Below are 17,639 nucleotides of genomic sequence, written 5' to 3'. Positions count from 1 at the left end.
TAGCTCGTGCCTACCAAGAACAGAGCTTGTAGCTCATACTCTTAGCACATTTTTTGTAGCTTACTAACAAATACAACCCTATGTTAAAGAAATACGACAAAGTAATAGCAACGGTTTTTGCCCTGCTTACCATAGTTTTTATAGTAGTCTTTCTCACTAATGACTCCTTTTTTGAGTGGACTTTTGTGCGACATCACAATATATTGAGCTGGTATATGCGCCCGCTCTTTATCGTGCCTATGGTGTATTTTGCTTTGAGAAAATCGTATGCAGGAGTGTCATTGAGTATCTTTTGCCTATTTACCAGTATGTTTTGGTTCTCCGTTCCACAACAAACCGACCCTAAGGTGCTCGGCTTCTTAGCCTACGAAATGGACTACCTCAAAGGTGCGTGGGACACAAAAAAGATACTTTTCTCACTAAGTGTACCGCTATTTTTCTATCTGCTGATAGTCTCAGCGTGGAAGAGAAAATGGCGCTTATTGCTCTACACCGTAGTGTTAGCAGCGCTTTTAAAACTGTTATGGAGCGTGGTGAGCAGTGGTGCAAGCGGTTGGTCAGTAGCCAAACCCGCTCTTGTAGGGCTGGTAATATGCGTAGTATTTATTTTGATAACAAGAAAAAAAGAGGAAAAATAAAAAGAAAATCAGTGTCCATTTGTTTTTGAAAAAAGGTTAATCACCACTACCCCAGCAATGATAAGCAGGGAACCCAATACAAAAGGCAAGTCTATTTTGTTCTTAAAAACAAGAATACTCACGATAGCTGTCAGTACAATCCCTACCCCCGACCAGATAGCGTAGGCTACCCCCAACGGAATATTCTTGAGGGCTAAGGATAAAAAATAAAAACAAACACCATAAGACAACAGCGAGCCTACAGCAAACAACCATTTGCTAAACCCTTCCGATTTACCTAAAAGAGCGGTGGCTAAGACCTCTAAAACAATCGCTAAAGTGAGGTATAGGTAATGCATATAATTATAGTATCTAAATTCGTGGCAAAAGTACAACCTTTTTTAACAATAGAAAACAAGGAACAGCCTATGTGGCTCACACCTAATTAATAAAATGACAAGCATAAGTATACATAACCTCACCAAGTCCTACGGCAGTACCCACGCCGTGCAACACCTTTCTTTAGAAGTGGAGAAAGGTGAGCTCTTTGGGCTTATCGGTCCCGATGGGGCAGGCAAAACCACCGTCTTCCGTATACTCACCACCCTCCTATTACCCGATGAGGGCACAGCAAGCATCGAGGCTTGGGATATCGTTAAGGATTATAAAGAAATCCGCAAGCACGTGGGCTATATGCCTGGGCGCTTTTCTCTCTACCAAGATCTTACTGTTGAGGAGAACCTCACCTTTTTCGCCACTGTTTTTGGTACGACTATCGCCGAGAATTACGACCTTATCAAAGATATTTACGAACAGATAAAGCCGTTCAGCAACCGTCGCGCGGGCAAGCTCTCAGGCGGAATGAAGCAGAAGTTAGCCCTATGTTGCGCCCTCATTCACAAGCCAAAAGTCCTTTTGTTGGATGAGCCCACCACGGGGGTAGATGTGGTTTCGCGCAAAGAGTTCTGGGAGATGCTGAGAAAACTAAAGGCGCAAGGTATCAGCATACTCGTTTCCACCCCTTATATGGACGAAGCCAGCCTGTGCGATCGCATTGCCTTATTCCAAAATGGCAAGGTGCTATCCACCAGCACTCCTGAGCAAATCATCGCCCAGTACCCCACCACACTCTATGCTATCAAGACTCCCGACCTATACGCACTGCTGAAGCACCTGCGCGAGCACCCCAACATTGATAGTTGTTACCCCTTTGGCGAGTACCTGCACGTTACCCTCAAGGAAAATACCAACATTCCCATATTCGAGCAACAGCTGAAAACCACCTTTCCCCACCTCGATTGGCAGCCCCTTACCCCCGCCATCGAGGACAGTTTTATCCGCCTAATGGAGAATGCCTAACCACTAATGCGGAATGCGCTTTGTTGAAGTATCAAACTTTAACAAAGCCTAATTCAAAAAAGAAATACTAATGAAAAAGAACCTTAACACCACTTCCACTCCCTATAACGGCTTGCTCCCTCTCCTTGGGAGAGGGGGAACGGGGGTGAGGACAGCCATACAATGTAACAACCTAACAAAGCAATTCGGCGATTTCAAAGCCGTGAACAACATTTCCCTTACCGTTGAAAAAGGCGAAATCTTCGGCTTCCTCGGTGCCAATGGTGCGGGGAAAACCACCGCTATACGCATCTTCTGCGGACTCTCCTACCCTACCTCGGGCGAGGCTACTGTAGCAGGTTTCGATGTCTATCGCCAGCAAGAGCAGATTAAAAAACACATTGGCTATATGAGTCAGAAGTTTTCGTTGTATGACAACCTCACCGTGCAGGAAAACATCACCTTCTACGGAGGCGTCTATGGCTTGAGTCGCAAGGAAATCAAAACCCGCAGTACCGACCTTATCACCAAGCTCGGCTTGGAGGCTGAAGCCAACAAACTCGTAGGGTCGCTACCTCTGGGCTGGAAGCAGAAACTCGCTTTCTCGGTGGCTATCTTCCATCGTCCCGAAATCGTGTTCCTCGACGAGCCTACCGGTGGCGTAGATCCGATAACGCGCCGACAGTTCTGGGATATGATATACGAAGCCTCCGCACAGGGCATCACCGTATTCGTTACCACTCACTATATGGACGAAGCCGAATACTGCCACCGCATCAGCATAATGGTAGACGGCAAAGTGGAAGCAATGGATACGCCCACCCGCCTTAAATCACAGTTTAACACTCATTCAATGGACGAGGTGTTCTACCAGCTCGCCCGTAAAGCAAAACGTAATGAATAACCCCGTAGGGGCGAATGGCAATTCGCCCACCTATTAATATGAAACAGCTCATCGCCTTTATACGCAAGGAATTCTATCACGTATTCCGCGACCGTCGCACGCTATTGATACTCTTTGGTATCCCCATAGCGCAGATTATCCTTTTCGGTCAAGCCCTCAGCAGCGAGGTCAAGAATATCGGTATCGCTGTATTAGATGAGGCAAACAACACTTATAGCCAAGAAATCACACACCGATTGCGGGCAAGTCCGTATTTTAAGCTAAAGGAGCCTCTGTACCATTACAATCAAGTAGAAGACCAATTCAAGCGTGGCACCATAAAAGCAGCGCTCATCTTCCCTCCCGATTTCGGCAAAGACCTCTACACCTCCAGTGGCACCTCGCTACAACTCATCACCGATGGGAGCGACCCCAACACGGCTAAAACAGTGCAAAACTACTTCTCGGCTATGGTAGCCAGCTATCAGCAAGAGCTGAACCCTGCTGTGCAACTACCTTACCAGATAACCGTTGAAAACCGAATGCTGTACAACGAGGAGCAGAATGGCTCTATGAACTTCGTTCCTGGGGTAATTGCACTCGTCTTTATGATAGTGAGCACTGCACTTACCTCGGTAGCGGTGGTGCGCGAAAAAGAGTTAGGCACTATGGAAATCCTTTTGGTATCGCCTTTCAAACCTATAATGATACTCATTGCCAAAGCCGTGCCTTACCTTATTCTCTCGCTCATCAACTTCACCGTGATACTCCTGCTATCGGTCTATATGCTCGATGTCCCGATACGTGGCAATCTGCTGTTGCTTTACGCCGAAAGCACTTTGTTTATCATCATTTGTTTGTCGTTGGGGCTACTCATATCCACCGTTACCGCCTCACAGCAAACGGCTATGCTCATCGCTATGATGGGAATGATGCTCCCTACGGCTTTCTTTACCGGCTTTATGTTCCCCATAGAGAATATGCCTCTTATCTTTCAGGGAATATCCAAAGTCTTCCCCTCAAGTTACTACTACGCTATCGTGAAGAAAGTAATGCTCAAGGGATTAGATTTTACTTACGTATGGAAAGAAACGCTGATATTAATAGCAATGGCAGTAATTTTCTTAAGCCTTGCAATGAAGAAGTTTAAGATTAGATTACAATAAAGAAGAAATGAAAACCTTATCATTTATACTCCAAAAAGAATTTAAGCAGATATTCCGAGATAAGACCATCTTGGCAATGATGTTCATAGCACCTATCATCCAACTGATTATATTGCCCTTAGTTGCCAATTTTGATGTGAAGAACATTAACCTCGTTTATATCGACCACGACCAGAGTCCTTATTCGCACGAGCTCATACAGAAGATTACCTCCTCAGGGTACTTTAAACTCGTAGACGCTCCTTTCTCTTACAAAGAAGGTATCGCCCTGATAGAAGACGGCAAAGCTGATGTAGTTTTAGAAGTCCCCGAAAGTTTTGAGCGTAACCTCGTACGCGAAGGGAAGCAGGCACTCGGTCTCTCTATCGATGCGATTAACGGGAGCAAGTCGTCCTTAGGAGGGGCGTATTTGCTTTCGGTAATACGTGAGTTCAACACCCAACTCGATGTAAATGTAAAAGCACCCCAACGGATAGGCAATCTAGCCAAATTCAGTGTGGCGAGCACCCATTGGTACAACCCACAAATGGAGTACAGATATTACATAGTTCCAGGCATTTTAGCCTTATTACTCACCATTATTGGGGGATTTCTCTCTGCGCTGAATGTAGTGAAAGAAAAGGAAATAGGCACTATCGAGCAGATCAATGTAACGCCTATCAAGAAGTGGCAGTTTATATTAGGAAAGCTCATACCCTTTTTGGTAGTAGGGTTAATCCTCTTCACCTTGGGGCTTACGGTGATGTATGTAGTATATGGCATCTTCCCCGCAGGAAATCTACTCACCTTGTATGCCTTTGCCACAATGTATCTCATTGCGATTCTCGGCTTCGGACTTCTGGTCTCCACCTATGCCGATTCGCAGTTGCAAGCTATGTTTATCGCCTATTTCTTTATAATGATATTCCTTTTGATGAGTGGTTTCCTCACCAGTGTAGACAGTATGCCCGCTTGGAGTCAACAGGTGAGTAATGCCATTCCGGTAACCCATTTTGTGAATGCTGTTCGCTTAATTGTGCTCAAAGGTAGTAGTTTTGAGCAGTTACACATAGAGTTTTTGTATCTTGTAGGATTTGCTGTGCTACTCAATAGTTGGGCTATTTGGAATTATAAGAAGACAAGCTAACATAATCCCTCATATAACCTCATATAATAAAAGAGTTCCATCAAGAGTACTAATCTCATTGTACTCAATGATGGAACTTATCATTTTAATATTTTAGGAGAACAGATTAGTCTCTTCTCGACATAAGTATTCTCAATATATACCAGAAAAGTAGCATAATAGAAGAGAACAACTGCAAAGCTGCCCCTACATATTGGTCTGTGCTGTATACATTTTTGATGTTATAAGTTTCATATAGTATACCACCTGCTGCCAAAGCAACCATTGCTACTGAGAACCAAAGTCCTAAATCGAAACCAAAGATAGCTCCTGCCACAATAAGTCCTAAGGCTACAAAACCTCCTATTACCAATATGCTACGCAAGAACGAAAAGTCTACACGGGTGAGGAATACCACCGCTGTAAGTCCGCCAAACAAAGCAAGTGTAATAATACCGGCTTGCGAGAGGATAGCCGTACCATCAGTAAAGTACATCGCCAAAAAGATTATTGGCATAAAGATAACAGCTTCGAGTAACACATAAAGCCCTAAGCCCATATATTGGGTATTCTTATCTTGTGCTTGCGTCCATTTGCTGGCAAGGATTGAGCCTAACCAAAAGCCTCCCAAAATCAATAGCCATACCCATTTGCCACTTACCATAGAGATGATAAGGCTTTCTGGTACTACATTTAGCAAAATAGCTTCTACAGCTATAAATGCCAAAAGTGCCATTGCTACGTGTGAGTAAGTTTTGCGGTAAAAGGTAGCTTGTGCCTCATTAGTAGCGTAGCTTACTATTTGAGGTGATTGATAGTTAGTGTTGTAGCTGTCGTAATTTGAATTATATCCCATATGTTTAATTAAAAATGTTTGTGTTCATATATCAAAAACTTTGCCAAAAAGTCTATTGGCAGAGGTTGCTGTAGCTTTTTGGCAAAGTTATCAGGTGGGTAAATACTACTATAAAGTATTTACGTTGTTAAGGTCTTCAAACGCTTTTTTCAAACGAGTAACAAATGTCTTTTCGCCTTCACGAAGCCATACACGTGGGTCGTAGTATTTCTTGTTAGGCGCTTCGGGACCTTCTGGGTTACCTATTTGTCCTTGCAAGTAAGCTGATTTAGCTTTCATATAGTCGCGAACACCTTCAGTGAAAGCGTATTGCAAGTCAGTATCAATATTCATTTTGATTACACCATAAGAAATAGCCTCGCGGATTTCTTCGAGGGTAGAGCCTGAACCTCCGTGGAATACGAGGTCAAGTGCGTTGTGAGGCAAATTGTATTTCTTTGAAACGTAGTCTTGTGAATTTCTTAAAATTTTTGGTGTCAATTTCACATTGCCAGGTTTGTACACCCCGTGAACGTTACCAAAAGCAGCTGCAATGGTGAATTGTGAGCTAATTTTAGAAAGTTCTTCGTAAGCGTAAGCTACGTCTTCTGGTTGTGTGAAGAGCCTGCTACTATCTACGTGTGAGTTGTCTACCCCGTCTTCTTCACCACCGGTCATACCGAGTTCTATTTCCAAAGTCATATCCATTTTGCTCATACGTTCAAGATAACGTTTGCAAGTTTCAATATTTTCTTTGATAGGCTCTTCCGATAGGTCAATCATATGTGAGCTGAACAATGGTTTACCTGTTTCTTTGAAGTGTTTTTCTGATGCTTCAAGCATACCGTCAAGCCAAGGAAGTAATTTTTTAGCGCAGTGGTCAGTGTGCAAAATGATAGATGCTCCGTAGGCTTCTGCCAATTGGTGAACGTGTTTAGCACCTGCTACCGCTCCGAGAACTGAAGCGCGTTGGTTGTCGTTATTCAATCCTTTACCAGCCATAAACTGAGCACCACCGTTAGAAAATTGGATAATCATTGGGGCATTTACAGCTACTGAAGTTTCTAACGCAGCGTTGATAGAGTTTGAACTGATAACGTTGGCTGCAGGAAGAGCAAAGCCTTTTTCTTTAGCGTATTTGAATACTTCTTGTACTTCTTTTCCAAGAATTACGCCTTTTTTAATGTTATGTGCCATTCTTTAATATAATTAATTTTAGTTTTCAGAATTACTCATTATGTCATAATTGACGGCAAAGATACGATTTTCTCATATATCTTCAAAATAAATCTTATATTTTTTAGTTCAAATAACCAAAATTACTTCGTGTTTTTCACCACTTATTTTCGACTTATATTTGGTTTAGATGTTCCCTTTCTTCGTTCATTGTTCGTCTTTTGTTCGTCTTTTGTTCGTCTTTTCTCTATCTGCCTGTGCGGCTCGCACCGTCATTTGTTCGTCTTTGCGTCGCTACAGTTCTCCCTTTGGAGGGGGTTAGGGGGAGGTTACCTTTGTCTTTTCTCTATCTGCCCGTGCGGCTCGCACCGTCTTTTGTTCGTCATTCCTTCGTCCCACTTTTCCGTTACTACACTCCCTCTCCTTGGGAGAGGGTTGGGGAGAGGATATTTTCTTCATCTGCCTGTGCGGCTCGCACCGTGCTACGACTGTCTGTGCGACTCGCACCTGCCTGTGTGGCTCACACCTTTAACTCTTCATTTTTTACTAAATTGCTTCCCCATACTTATTAAAATACTTCACAGAGATTTTTTCCCCGTCAAAGCTAATATTTTCAAGCTCTTTTGCTATCTCACTACCTTTGCCTACAATGATGATTCTGAAGTTTTCTAATAGGAAATAACTATTAGCAACTCGCTGTACATCTTCTTTGGTTACTGCATTGATGTTTGCAATATAGTTCTTGTAAAAATCTTCAGGTAGGTTGCGCACTTTTATATTGATAGCGTAATTAGCAATCGTCTGCGGACGCTCGGTAGCCAGTACAAACTGACCTAAGTACTGTGCTTTGGCTTGTGCCAACTTTTCTTCACTCACTACACTAGTTTGTATGCGCTTCACTTCTTTGAGTATCTCCCTAATAGCAGGTGCTGTTACGGCATTCCCTACTTTGGTCTTGATGCTGAAGTTGCCTTTTGTCCATTTATCCGTTTTGAAAGTAGAAAAAGCTCCATAAGTATAGCCGTGTTCTTCCCGCAAATTCATATTGATATAACTGCCAAAATCTCCACCTAAAATACTGTTGGCTACCAATAGAGGGAAATAATCAGGGTGCGACATCTTTAGGTCGATGAGGTTCGTAACCCTTATTTCCGATTGTACCGCGCTGGGTAAGTCTATAAAGTTGATTTGTGTTTCACTTACATTTTCAGGGATATATAAGGCAGGAGCTTCTTCTGAAAAAGGTTGCCAGTCAGCGAAATGTTCGTTTACCAAAGTAATTACCTCTTCGGGGTTTACATCACCTGTAACAACCAAATAGGCGTTGTTAGGTACAAAACGCTTGCGGTAATAGTTGGTTACATCGTCTAAGGTGAGGGCAGCGATGTGAGCTTCGGTAATGTATTCGCCGTAAGGGTGAGCCGTACTGTACCGTAAGGTTTGTTGTACGCGCTTCATAATCACTTCGGCATTACTCTCATTGGCACGAATACTTTGGATAATGCGCGCTTTTTCTTTTTCCATATCCTCTCCGGTGAAGTTAGGGTGTAGGGCAGCATCGGCAATGAGAGCCAACACACGCGGGAAGTATTTAGAGAGTACTTGGGCATAAACGCCATTAGAAGCGATAGAGAGAGTCGCCGCGAGATAGTCTATTTCCTCATTAAAATCGTCTTTACTGATAGAGGTAGAGCCATTGCCCGCCATTAGCGAAATAAGGTCAGAAATCCCTTTCTTTTCTTTTTCTAATTCTGGACATTCCTCTAACGAAAGGCGAATTCCCACTTGAGGAAGTTTATGGTTCTCCACAATAAGGAGAGTGAGTCCGTTCGGGAGAGTATGAGTAACAGGTGTCCCTAAATTAATGATAGGAGCAACTCCTGGGGTGGGTTGTATAGAGCGGTCTATATGTGTCATTTTTGTTTACTTATAGATTTGAAGGTAAATAATTGAGGTCTAAACGTTGGTTTTTGTCCAAATACTTGCGTGCAGCCTCTCTGATATCCTCTCGGGTAATAGCGCGATAGTGGTCTATAGCCTTGTTAATAAGGTTAGTGTCTTTGTAGAAAGTATAGTTGTCTGCCAAAGAGAGGGCAATTCCTTCCATATGGCTATTTTGAGCCACAAAGTTAGCCTCTATCTGGTTTTGTAACTTTTCATATTCTCGCTCACTGATGAGTTCGGTTTGTAGTCTTGTAATTTCTTCGTCCATTTCTTGTGCCAAAATTTCCAAACTCACACCGTCCATAGGGAGTGCTCCCATTATATAAACGCCATAATCTTCTTGAGCGTCTGAAAAAGCCAATACCTGCAAAGCTGTTTGATGCTCGTCTATCATCTTTTTGTAGAGGCGAGCACTCTTTCCATCGGTGAGAATGTTAGAAAGCAAGTCGATAGTAAACGAATCTTTGTCCGTCATTGCAGGAGTGCGATAGGCATATAGTTTCAGTGGGATTTGAATGTTAGGGTCATATTCGGTTACCTCAATAGTTTTAGTGATAGGAGCTTCTTCTATTTTGTTGCGTTCTATAGCATTACCTGTATTAGGAATGGTCGCAAAGTATTGTTCTATCCATTTTTTGGTCGGTACCGTATCGAAATCGCCTGCCACCACCAGTACAGCGTTGTTAGGGTTGTAGAACTTCTTCTTAAATGCGATAAACTCCTCTAAGCTCGCAGCGTCTAAATGTTCCACTTTTCCAATTACTGTTCCCAAATAAGGGTGTTTTTTAAAAAGGTACGGATTGATAGCCGAGCGGTACATTATTCTGCCGTAAGGTGTATTGTCTATACGTTGGTTTTTCTCTTCTTTTACCACTGAATTTTGAGTCCTTACTCCAATCTCATTAATAACAGGGTGCAACATACGTTCGGATTCCATCCACAAGCCTAATTGCAAATTGTTAGACGGGAAAACTTCGTAATAATAAGTTTTGTCCTGCGTAGTAAAAGCATTGTTATGTCCACCATTTGCCGATACAATATCAAACCATTTGCCACGTGCTATATGCTGAGTACCTTCAAAAAGGAGATGCTCAAAGAAGTGGGCAAAGCCAGTGCGGGTAGGGTCTTCGTCTTTGGCGCCTACGTGATACATTACTCCTATGGTAACCACAGGAGCTGAGTTATCTCGGTGAAGAATCACGTGTAGTCCATTAGAGAGGTCGTATTCTTCAAAAATGAGAGATTGAGCCATAGTTAATTTGTCGATTTGTCAATGAGATAATTAGCAAAAAAACTTTGCTAAAGTCTGTATGGCTTTAGCAAAGTTGTTCAATATGAAAAAAGTATTTGTTATAAATTCGCGTTGATAAGTTCTTTTACCTTAGCATCTGATGGTTTAGGTGCACTAATGCTAATGATTTTACCATTCTTTACTAACATAAAACGAGGGATACCGCTCAAGTCGTAGTTATCTATGAAATCGCGGTTCATACTTAGGTTAGTGTATAGTTGGATACCACTTAGCTTCTCACGTTGTACAGCAGCTTTCCAAGCCTCTTTGTCTTGGTCTACTGAAATACTTACAAAAGTAACGGGTTTGCCTTTGTATGCTTCTTGCAAAGCCTTCATACTTGGTATTTCTTTTATACAAGGTTTACACCAAGTTGCCCAAACGTCGATGTAAAGCAATTTGTCTTTAAGACTTTCATAAGATACTGGTTTGCCATTCAAATCTTCAGCTGTAAAAGGAGGAAAATCTGTACCAGGTTTTAGCCTTTCAAGTACCGCTATACGTCTGTCTAACTCTTTTAAGGCAGCAGTGTCTTTCACGTTTTCTTTGATACTTTTGATGAGTTCAGCATTTTCTTCAGGAGTGTTAGCTACTGAAACTCCACTGATAAAATAACGAGTAAGGTCTGCTTTAATGTTTTTAGATTTCAGACCTTTTACGTGTGCGATGAGTTTACCCCAAGGGTTTTCGTCGTTTTCGTTATCTTGAAACTTATCGAATAGTTTATTAGTAACTAATTCTTTGTAAGCTCTGTAGGTATTATAATCTTCAGCAATATCATAATCTATCTTAGCGAGCTCATCAGCAAACTCTTTAGGAAGTGCTACCTCTTCTTGAGTGAGTTTTTGGTGTGCATTTTTGTAAATAGATTTTAAGTAAAGCATTTCGTAGTTAATAGCCTTTTCCTCTTTTTTAACGAAGTCTTTAGAGAGGTTCTTAGTGTTTTTCAAAAGGTCAGTATACTTTTTGCTATACTCATTTACGGCTGTTTTAAATTCTGCAGGTGCTTTAACTAAAAGTTGTTGCATACCACCACTTTTCTGAATTTCCATTGTAAGGTCAGCTTTCTTGTGCAAATAAGCATTTGCAAGCGTATCCTTGCCCGAGAACTTTATTTCTAAAGGCATCTTAGTGAGGTCGATATTAACCCCAAGTTCGTCTCCTTGCTCCAAATACAACGGAATTTCTATTCCCTGAGGATTGAAAATAGTATAGTAATTAGAAGGTACGCGAAGCGTGTCTTGAAAAGTACCATCGGGTTTGATATGCAATGGCTGGTCTACTTCACCACCTATTATCTTCAGCTCCAAAGGAATCCCATTAGTGCCTTCTACTTTTCCTGAAAGCACTATATAATCAGCTCGTTTACTACAAGCTACAAAGCCTATTGCGGCTAACGACAAAATAAATAGTTTTTTCATCATCATTTGTAAAATATAATTAGGTGGCAAAGATAAGAATATTTTTTAGTAAACAAGCACTTTCTTCCTATTTTTTTCTATTGTAATTTATGCAAAATAAATCTTTCTAACTAAAAACTGAGAATGATAATCTCATTTATATAAAATTACTATTCTTTAAGATGTTGAATATTAAACTTATAAATACTCTTTGTATAACAATCGTCCAAGGTTTGTATAAGCTAAGGATAGGGCAGAGGTAAGCATAATTTTTTTCTTTCTTACACTGTTTTCAATTTTTTAACGTACATTTGCGCCGTTTTTTAAAACAATACAAATATAAATATGCAAATAGAAGTATTAAAATCTAAAATTCACCGCGTTAAGGTTACAGGTGCCGATTTAGATTATATCGGAAGCATTACCATTGACGAAGATTTGTTGGAGGCAGCTCAAATGATTGAGGGAGAAAAGGTGTCCATTGTAGATGTTAATAATGGTGAACGCTTCGAAACTTATATTATTAAAGGAAAGAGAAAATCAGGTGCTATTGTACTGAATGGCCCTGCTGCTCGTAAAGTGCAAAAAGGTGATATCATCATCATCATATCCTACGCTTTAATGGATTTTGAAGAAGCTAAAACTTTTAAGCCTTCTATTATCTTCCCTAATGAAACAACCAACCTAATCGAATGAAAAAGTTCTTAAAGATAGCCCTTCCGATATTTGTAGGCGTTTTCTTGTGTTGGTATGCTTATCGCCAATTTAACGAAGAACAGTTTGTCCAAATAAAACACACTTTTCTAAACGCTGATTACTTCTATATCATTTTGGCTGTATTTTTAGGATTTTTAAGTGACCTTTCTCGAGCCATACGTTGGCATTTGTTGCTAAAACCTTTGGGTTACCGCACAGCTTTCTTACATAGAGCAATGGCTGTGTTCATTGGTTATTTGGTGAATGTAACCATACCGCGTTCAGGCGAGGTCTCTCGTGCCTTAGTAGTAAGCAATTACGACGGAGTCCCTTTCGAGAAATCATTAGGCACTATCATCTCCGAACGAATTATCGACCTACTTTTGCTTTTTCTATTCACTATGCTCGCTTTCATTCTCCAATTCGAGGTTATAAGCAACTTTCTTCTCTCCAAAATACCTTTTCAAAAACTAATGTGGTTGATGGGTATAGGAGGTTTTTCGTTTATAGTTTTTTTGTATTTCATTTACACTTCCGATAAACCTTTTTTTATCAAGGTAAAAGTCTTTTTAAACGGAATAAAGGAAGGAATCCTATCAGTCGTAAAAATAAAACATAGAACACTATTTCTTTTTCATACTCTTTTTATTTGGGCAATGTACTTTTTGATGTTCTATATTCCGTTTTTTGCCCTACCCGAAACCGCACATATCAGTTTGCCCAATGTGCTTACAGCTTTTGTGGTGGGTAGTTTTGCAATGACCTTCACCAATGCAGGCTTTGGTTCTTATCCCTTTTTTATTGCCGAAGTACTATTTTTGTTTGGAGTAGCTACTCCTGTGGGTACAGCCTTTGGTTGGATTGTATGGACATCACAATTTGCTATGACGCTCTTATTGGGAAGCCTTTCATTCTTCTTTCTTCCCTTGTTGAAGAAGCATAATCTGTAGTTTTTCTCTTATTAAGATAAATAAACAAGGTTATCAAAATAGCTTTTGATAACCTTGTTTATATTTTATGCTTGTACTTAATTTTCTAAATACAAATCAATAAGTCCTTCTGGGGTTTTTACAATAATTTTCTTGTGGGCTCTATCTATCTTCTCAATAAACTCATCAGCCATAGGAATAAGTATCTCATTTCCGTTCTCATTCTCAATTTCAAATAACGCTTGAGAAGTACTGTCGTTTATTGCAACTATTTTCCCTACTACTCCGTAGTGCACATCTTCCACCTGAAACCCTATCACTTCGTGGTAATAAAACTTATTCCCCGATAGTTTAGGCAATACCGCAAGAGGTAAATAAACTTTGTGTCTCAATAGAGCTTCTGCATCAGCCTCAGTTTCTATCTCTTCAAACTTCACGCGCAATAAATCCGACTTGTGTAAAGTGCTCTTTTCAATAAAAAAAGGAACCAGATTATTGCCTAAGGCAATAAATACTGATTCCATTTCTTCATACATTTCAGGGTCGTCGGAATCTAACTTAATTAGCACCTCGCCCTTAAAACTAAACTTTGACACAATTGTTCCTATATAAAAACAATCTTTTAAAGTCATAGGGTTATGCCTCAGTTTCGTTATTTTCTTCAGCAGGAGCTTCAGCTTCGGTAGCTTCCGTAACCTCTTCGGTTGCTTCAGCTGTTGCTTCGGTAGCTTTAGCTACAGCAGCGTTCTTGCGTTTCTCATTAGCTTCTTTTTCAGCGTCCAAAGCCTTTGCTTTTGCTTCTGCTTTCTCTTTAGCTAATTTTTGTTCTTTTGTAGATACTTTGTTAGCTTTCTCTTCTACCCAAGCATTGAACTTAGCCTCTGCTTGTTCTTCGGTCAAAGCTCCTTTGGCAACTCCACCAAGCAAGTGGTATTTTAGCAATATCCCTTTGTAAGAAAGAATACGACGTGCTGTGTCACTAGGTTGTGCTCCGTTTTTCAACCATTTTACAGCTGCATCTACATCTATTTCAATCTGAGCAGGATTGCTAACAGGATTGTAAGTTCCTAACTTTTCAAGGAATTTACCATCTCTTTTTGCACGTGAATTAGCAGCTACAATCCAATAGAAAGGCTTGCCTTTTTTTCCGTGACGTTGTAATCTAATTTTTACTGGCATAAAAAATTTAATTAGTGAGGTTCACGACCTCGTTATTAATTCGGGCGCAAAAGTAATAAATTTTTTCATATTCACAACGTTCTTACATAAAAAAGTTTTACTTTTGCATTCTGAATTCGTAATAGCAGCTCTCTATTACCTTTGAACAAACTATGAAAATATCATTTAAAAACGACTATTCCGAAGGGGCTCACCCTTCTATTTTAAACCGAATGTTAGAAAGCAACCTCGAACAACAACAAGGATATGGTTGCGATACTTATACTACTAAAGCAAAAGCTCTTATTGCCGAAAAACTAAATAATCCTCAAAGTAAAATATATTTCGTAAGCGGAGGTACACAAGCCAATCTCTTAGCATTAGGAGCAATGTTACGTCCTTATGAAAGCGTTATTACTTGCGAAACCTCTCATATTTGCGATAGCGAAACGGGAGCTATCGAAGCTACCGGACATAAAATACACATAACTCCTGCAATAGATGGCAAAATACAACTTGATGATATTCGTGAAGTAGCAACTTGTTACACCAATTTTCCTCATCAAGTAGTGCCCCGATTAGTATACATTTCCAATGCTACTGAATTAGGCTCTATCTATACGCTTCAAGAATTAAAAGATTTGTACCATCTGTGTCAAGAACTGAACCTCTTACTCTATATCGATGGAGCTCGTTTAGCTCACGCTCTCAATGCTTCTGGCAATGATATTACTTGGGAAGATTTAGCTCGTTATACCGATGCTTTCTATATAGGAGCTACTAAAAATGGGGCAATAATGGGAGAAGCAATTGTTTTAAACAATCCTGAACTTCAATTGGGCTTTGAGTACCATATCAAACAAAAAGGGGCTTTACTTGCCAAAGGAAGGTTTCTCGGCATACAGTTCTTGGAGCTTTTCCAAAATAATTTATTTAATGAATTAGCTCTTCACGCAAATGCTCAAGCTAAACGTATTCAAGACGCTTTTATAGAAAAAGGAGTACACTTCTTGTCGCATACTCCTACTAATCAGGTGTTCCCTATTCTCACTAATGAGCAAGTAGCTCTTCTCCAAAGGCAATTCGATTTTTATATATGGAAGAAAGTCGATGAAACCCATACAGCCATACGTCTTATCACTTCTTGGGCTACTAAACCAGAAGATGTAGATACTCTCATTTACGCTATTAAAAAACTATAGCTTTTTATAAGCGATAGGATTTTACTGCCTCTACAAAAGCAATAGCATTTTCTACGGGCACATTAGGTAAGATACCGTGCCCTAAGTTGGCAATATAATGGTCTTTTCCAAAAGCATCTATCATCTCTTTCACTTTCTTTTTGATTTCGGCAGGAGGTGCTAAGAGTCGTGAGGGGTCGAAGTTACCTTGTAATACTTTTTTACCTCTTGTAAGTTCGCGCGCTATTTCAGGGGCGCACGTCCAGTCCACACCCAAAGCAGCTGCATTAGAAGTTGCCATTTCAGGCAAAGCATACCAACAGCCTTTCGCGAAGACAATCACTTTGGTAAAAGGAGCAAGAGCTTCTACTATTTGGTTGAGGTATTGCCACGAGAATGTGCGATAGTCGTCAGGAGCTAACACTCCTCCCCAGCTATCAAAAAGCTGTACGGCATCTACCCCTGCTTTTACTTTTTCTTTCAGGTAAAGAATCGTTGTGTCAGTAATCTTTTGCAATAAGCTGTGTGCTACCGAAGGCTGCGTAAAACAAAGCTCCTTAGCCGTCGAAAAATCACGTGAACCTGAGCCTTCCACCGCATAACAGAAAATCGTCCAAGGCGAACCCGCAAAGCCAATTAAGGGCACACGATTGTTCAGCATTTGCTTAGTGAGCTTTACTGCCTCCATTACGTAGCCCAAATGCTCTTCAATATTAGGCACAATTACTTGTTCCACATCTTTAGCTGTACGGATAGGCTTAGGCAACCACGGTCCCACGCCTTTTTTCATTTCTACTTCTATATTCATAGCCTGAGGCACTACCAATATATCCGAAAACAATATCGCAGCATCTACCCCTACTATATCTACCGGTTGTACGGTGATTTCCGCAGCCAGCTCCGGTGTCTGACAGCGCGTAAAGAAGTCGTATTTATCGCGTAAAGCTCTAAATTCGGGCAAATAGCGTCCTGCTTGACGCATCATCCACACAGGCGGTCGTTCAGTAACCTCACCGCTGAGTACTCTCAAGAATAAGTCGTTTTGTATCATATTTTAATTTACATAAAGAAGACTGCCCAAGAACAAAGTTCATTGGACAGTCGTTATAAAAGGAATAATAACTTTTAAATGCTTTTGATAATAGTAACAAAATCATCAGCTTTAAGGGCAGCCCCACCTATGAGTCCGCCATCTACATCTTCTTTTGCAAAGATTTCTTTTGCATTATCCGGTTTTACACTACCTCCATACAAGATGGATACTTTATCAGCAACCCCTTTGCCGTATTTGTCAGCAATAGTTTTACGAATAAAGTGGTGAATTTCCTGTGCTTGGTCAGGAGTAGCGGTTTCGCCTGTACCAATAGCCCATACAGGTTCGTAAGCCAATACAATATGTTGCCAAGCCTCAGCAGGCAAGTGGAACAAACCATTTTTGATTTGGCTACCTACCACATCAAAGTGCTTATTAGCTTTGCGGTCAGCTAACTCTTCACCAATACAGAACACTACACGCATATTGTGTTTAAGGGCTGTGTTCACTTTTTTAGCTAAACTCTCATCAGTTTCGTTAAAGTAAGCACGGCGCTCAGAGTGTCCTAAAATAGTAGTTTTTACCCCAATACTGCCTAACATTTCAGCCGAAATTTCTCCCGTGTAAGCACCGTTTTCAGCAAAGTGCATATTTTGCGCAATTACTTCGATGTGGCTACCTTTTACTGCTTCTACAGCTGGAATAAGGTTTACAAAGGTAGGGGCAATCATTACCTCAGCATTTGTTTGAGGTACTTTTTTCAATAGGTCGGAAATAAGTGCTAACGACTTGTTAAGGTCGTTGTTCATTTTCCAGTTCCCTGCTACAATTTTTTTTCTCATATAATGAACTTTTTATTTTCTAACTTCTCGGCAAAGATATAAATA

At 40.7% G+C, this 17,639-nt stretch carries 18 protein-coding genes; 8 read left to right on the top strand and 10 right to left on the bottom strand.

What is annotated here, in order from left to right; translation table 11 throughout:
- Positions 1-80: 80 nt before the first annotated feature.
- Positions 81-638 (top strand): hypothetical protein, encoded by a 558-nt coding sequence (locus tag HMPREF1321_RS01015; RefSeq protein ID WP_009421037.1) that lies wholly within the window; start codon positions 81-83, stop codon positions 636-638.
- Positions 639-646: 8 nt separating this feature from the next.
- On the opposite strand, the gene HMPREF1321_RS01010 is transcribed toward HMPREF1321_RS01015, so the two are convergent.
- Positions 647-976 carry a DMT family transporter gene (locus HMPREF1321_RS01010; protein WP_009420957.1) on the bottom strand — a complete coding sequence of 110 codons (330 nt, stop codon included), beginning with the start codon at positions 974-976 and terminating at the stop codon, positions 647-649.
- A 94-nt stretch (positions 977-1,070) separates the two neighbouring features.
- Between HMPREF1321_RS01010 and HMPREF1321_RS01005 the strand changes: the two genes are divergently transcribed.
- The 4 genes from HMPREF1321_RS01005 (at position 1,071) to HMPREF1321_RS00990 (ending at position 5,130) form a co-directional block, all read left to right on the top strand.
- On the top strand, positions 1,071-1,976 hold the full coding sequence (locus HMPREF1321_RS01005; RefSeq protein WP_009421033.1) for an ABC transporter ATP-binding protein: 906 nt from the start codon (positions 1,071-1,073) through the stop codon (positions 1,974-1,976).
- A gap of 70 nt (positions 1,977-2,046) precedes the next feature.
- Positions 2,047-2,859 carry an ABC transporter ATP-binding protein gene (locus HMPREF1321_RS01000; protein WP_009420980.1) on the top strand — a complete coding sequence of 271 codons (813 nt, stop codon included), beginning with the start codon at positions 2,047-2,049 and terminating at the stop codon, positions 2,857-2,859.
- A 14-nt stretch (positions 2,860-2,873) separates the two neighbouring features.
- Complete coding sequence (locus HMPREF1321_RS00995; RefSeq protein WP_009420994.1) at positions 2,874-4,004, top strand: ABC transporter permease; 1,131 nt, start codon at positions 2,874-2,876, stop codon at positions 4,002-4,004.
- Positions 4,005-4,011: 7 nt separating this feature from the next.
- The gene (locus tag HMPREF1321_RS00990) at positions 4,012-5,130 is read left to right on the top strand and encodes an ABC transporter permease (protein WP_009420971.1); all 1,119 of its coding nucleotides are present in this window, start codon (positions 4,012-4,014) and stop codon (positions 5,128-5,130) included.
- Positions 5,131-5,236: 106 nt separating this feature from the next.
- Here HMPREF1321_RS00990 and HMPREF1321_RS00985 read toward each other — a convergent pair whose 3' ends face one another.
- The 5 genes from HMPREF1321_RS00985 to HMPREF1321_RS00965 all read right to left on the bottom strand — a co-directional run bounded on the left by HMPREF1321_RS00985 (position 5,237) and on the right by HMPREF1321_RS00965 (position 11,782).
- Entirely contained in the window at positions 5,237-5,965 is a 729-nt protein-coding gene (locus HMPREF1321_RS00985) for a Bax inhibitor-1 family protein (protein ID WP_009410716.1), read from the bottom strand.
- A 108-nt stretch (positions 5,966-6,073) separates the two neighbouring features.
- Positions 6,074-7,141: a class II fructose-bisphosphate aldolase gene (gene fbaA, locus HMPREF1321_RS00980; RefSeq protein ID WP_002672889.1), complete on the bottom strand. Its 1,068-nt coding sequence runs from the start codon at positions 7,139-7,141 to the stop codon at positions 6,074-6,076.
- A 525-nt stretch (positions 7,142-7,666) separates the two neighbouring features.
- Complete coding sequence (locus HMPREF1321_RS00975; RefSeq protein WP_009420966.1) at positions 7,667-9,037, bottom strand: M16 family metallopeptidase; 1,371 nt, start codon at positions 9,035-9,037, stop codon at positions 7,667-7,669.
- Between the two features lie 10 nt (positions 9,038-9,047).
- Positions 9,048-10,316: a M16 family metallopeptidase gene (locus HMPREF1321_RS00970; protein WP_009421028.1), complete on the bottom strand. Its 1,269-nt coding sequence runs from the start codon at positions 10,314-10,316 to the stop codon at positions 9,048-9,050.
- A gap of 98 nt (positions 10,317-10,414) precedes the next feature.
- On the bottom strand, positions 10,415-11,782 hold the full coding sequence (locus tag HMPREF1321_RS00965) for a TlpA family protein disulfide reductase (protein ID WP_034575398.1): 1,368 nt from the start codon (positions 11,780-11,782) through the stop codon (positions 10,415-10,417).
- A gap of 318 nt (positions 11,783-12,100) precedes the next feature.
- Here HMPREF1321_RS00965 and panD point away from each other — a divergent pair, with 318 nt between their 5' ends.
- Both panD and HMPREF1321_RS00955 read left to right on the top strand, forming a co-directional pair.
- Entirely contained in the window at positions 12,101-12,451 is a 351-nt protein-coding gene (panD, locus tag HMPREF1321_RS00960; protein ID WP_002672875.1) for an aspartate 1-decarboxylase, read from the top strand.
- Positions 12,448-13,401, top strand: coding sequence for a YbhN family protein (locus tag HMPREF1321_RS00955; RefSeq protein ID WP_009420997.1), 954 nt, complete (start codon positions 12,448-12,450; stop codon positions 13,399-13,401). The genes panD and HMPREF1321_RS00955 overlap by 4 nt, the downstream gene beginning before the upstream one ends.
- A 77-nt stretch (positions 13,402-13,478) precedes the next feature.
- Here the strand turns inward: HMPREF1321_RS00955 and rimM are convergent, their stop codons facing one another.
- Together rimM and HMPREF1321_RS00945 are read right to left on the bottom strand one after the other, a co-directional pair.
- A complete protein-coding gene (gene rimM, locus HMPREF1321_RS00950) occupies positions 13,479-14,012 on the bottom strand; it encodes a ribosome maturation factor RimM (protein ID WP_009421013.1) in 534 nt (177 codons plus the stop codon).
- A gap of 4 nt (positions 14,013-14,016) precedes the next feature.
- A complete protein-coding gene (locus tag HMPREF1321_RS00945) occupies positions 14,017-14,559 on the bottom strand; it encodes a 30S ribosomal protein S16 (RefSeq protein WP_009420491.1) in 543 nt (180 codons plus the stop codon).
- Positions 14,560-14,711: 152 nt separating this feature from the next.
- Between HMPREF1321_RS00945 and HMPREF1321_RS00940 the strand changes: the two genes are divergently transcribed.
- Entirely contained in the window at positions 14,712-15,740 is a 1,029-nt protein-coding gene (locus HMPREF1321_RS00940; protein WP_009421006.1) for a threonine aldolase family protein, read from the top strand.
- Positions 15,741-15,744: 4 nt separating this feature from the next.
- On the opposite strand, the gene hemE is transcribed toward HMPREF1321_RS00940, so the two are convergent.
- Positions 15,745-16,770 carry a uroporphyrinogen decarboxylase gene (gene hemE, locus HMPREF1321_RS00935; protein ID WP_009420932.1) on the bottom strand — a complete coding sequence of 342 codons (1,026 nt, stop codon included), beginning with the start codon at positions 16,768-16,770 and terminating at the stop codon, positions 15,745-15,747.
- Between the two features lie 74 nt (positions 16,771-16,844).
- Positions 16,845-17,594 (bottom strand): triose-phosphate isomerase, encoded by a 750-nt coding sequence (gene tpiA, locus HMPREF1321_RS00930; protein ID WP_009420925.1) that lies wholly within the window; start codon positions 17,592-17,594, stop codon positions 16,845-16,847.
- Between the last annotated feature and the right edge of the window lie 45 nt (positions 17,595-17,639).

The sequence above is a fragment of the Capnocytophaga sp. oral taxon 412 str. F0487 genome, assembly GCF_000271925.1.
GTDB classification, from domain to species: Bacteria; Bacteroidota; Bacteroidia; order Flavobacteriales; family Flavobacteriaceae; genus Capnocytophaga; species Capnocytophaga ochracea.
This window is presented reverse-complemented; position numbering and strand designations above follow the sequence as displayed.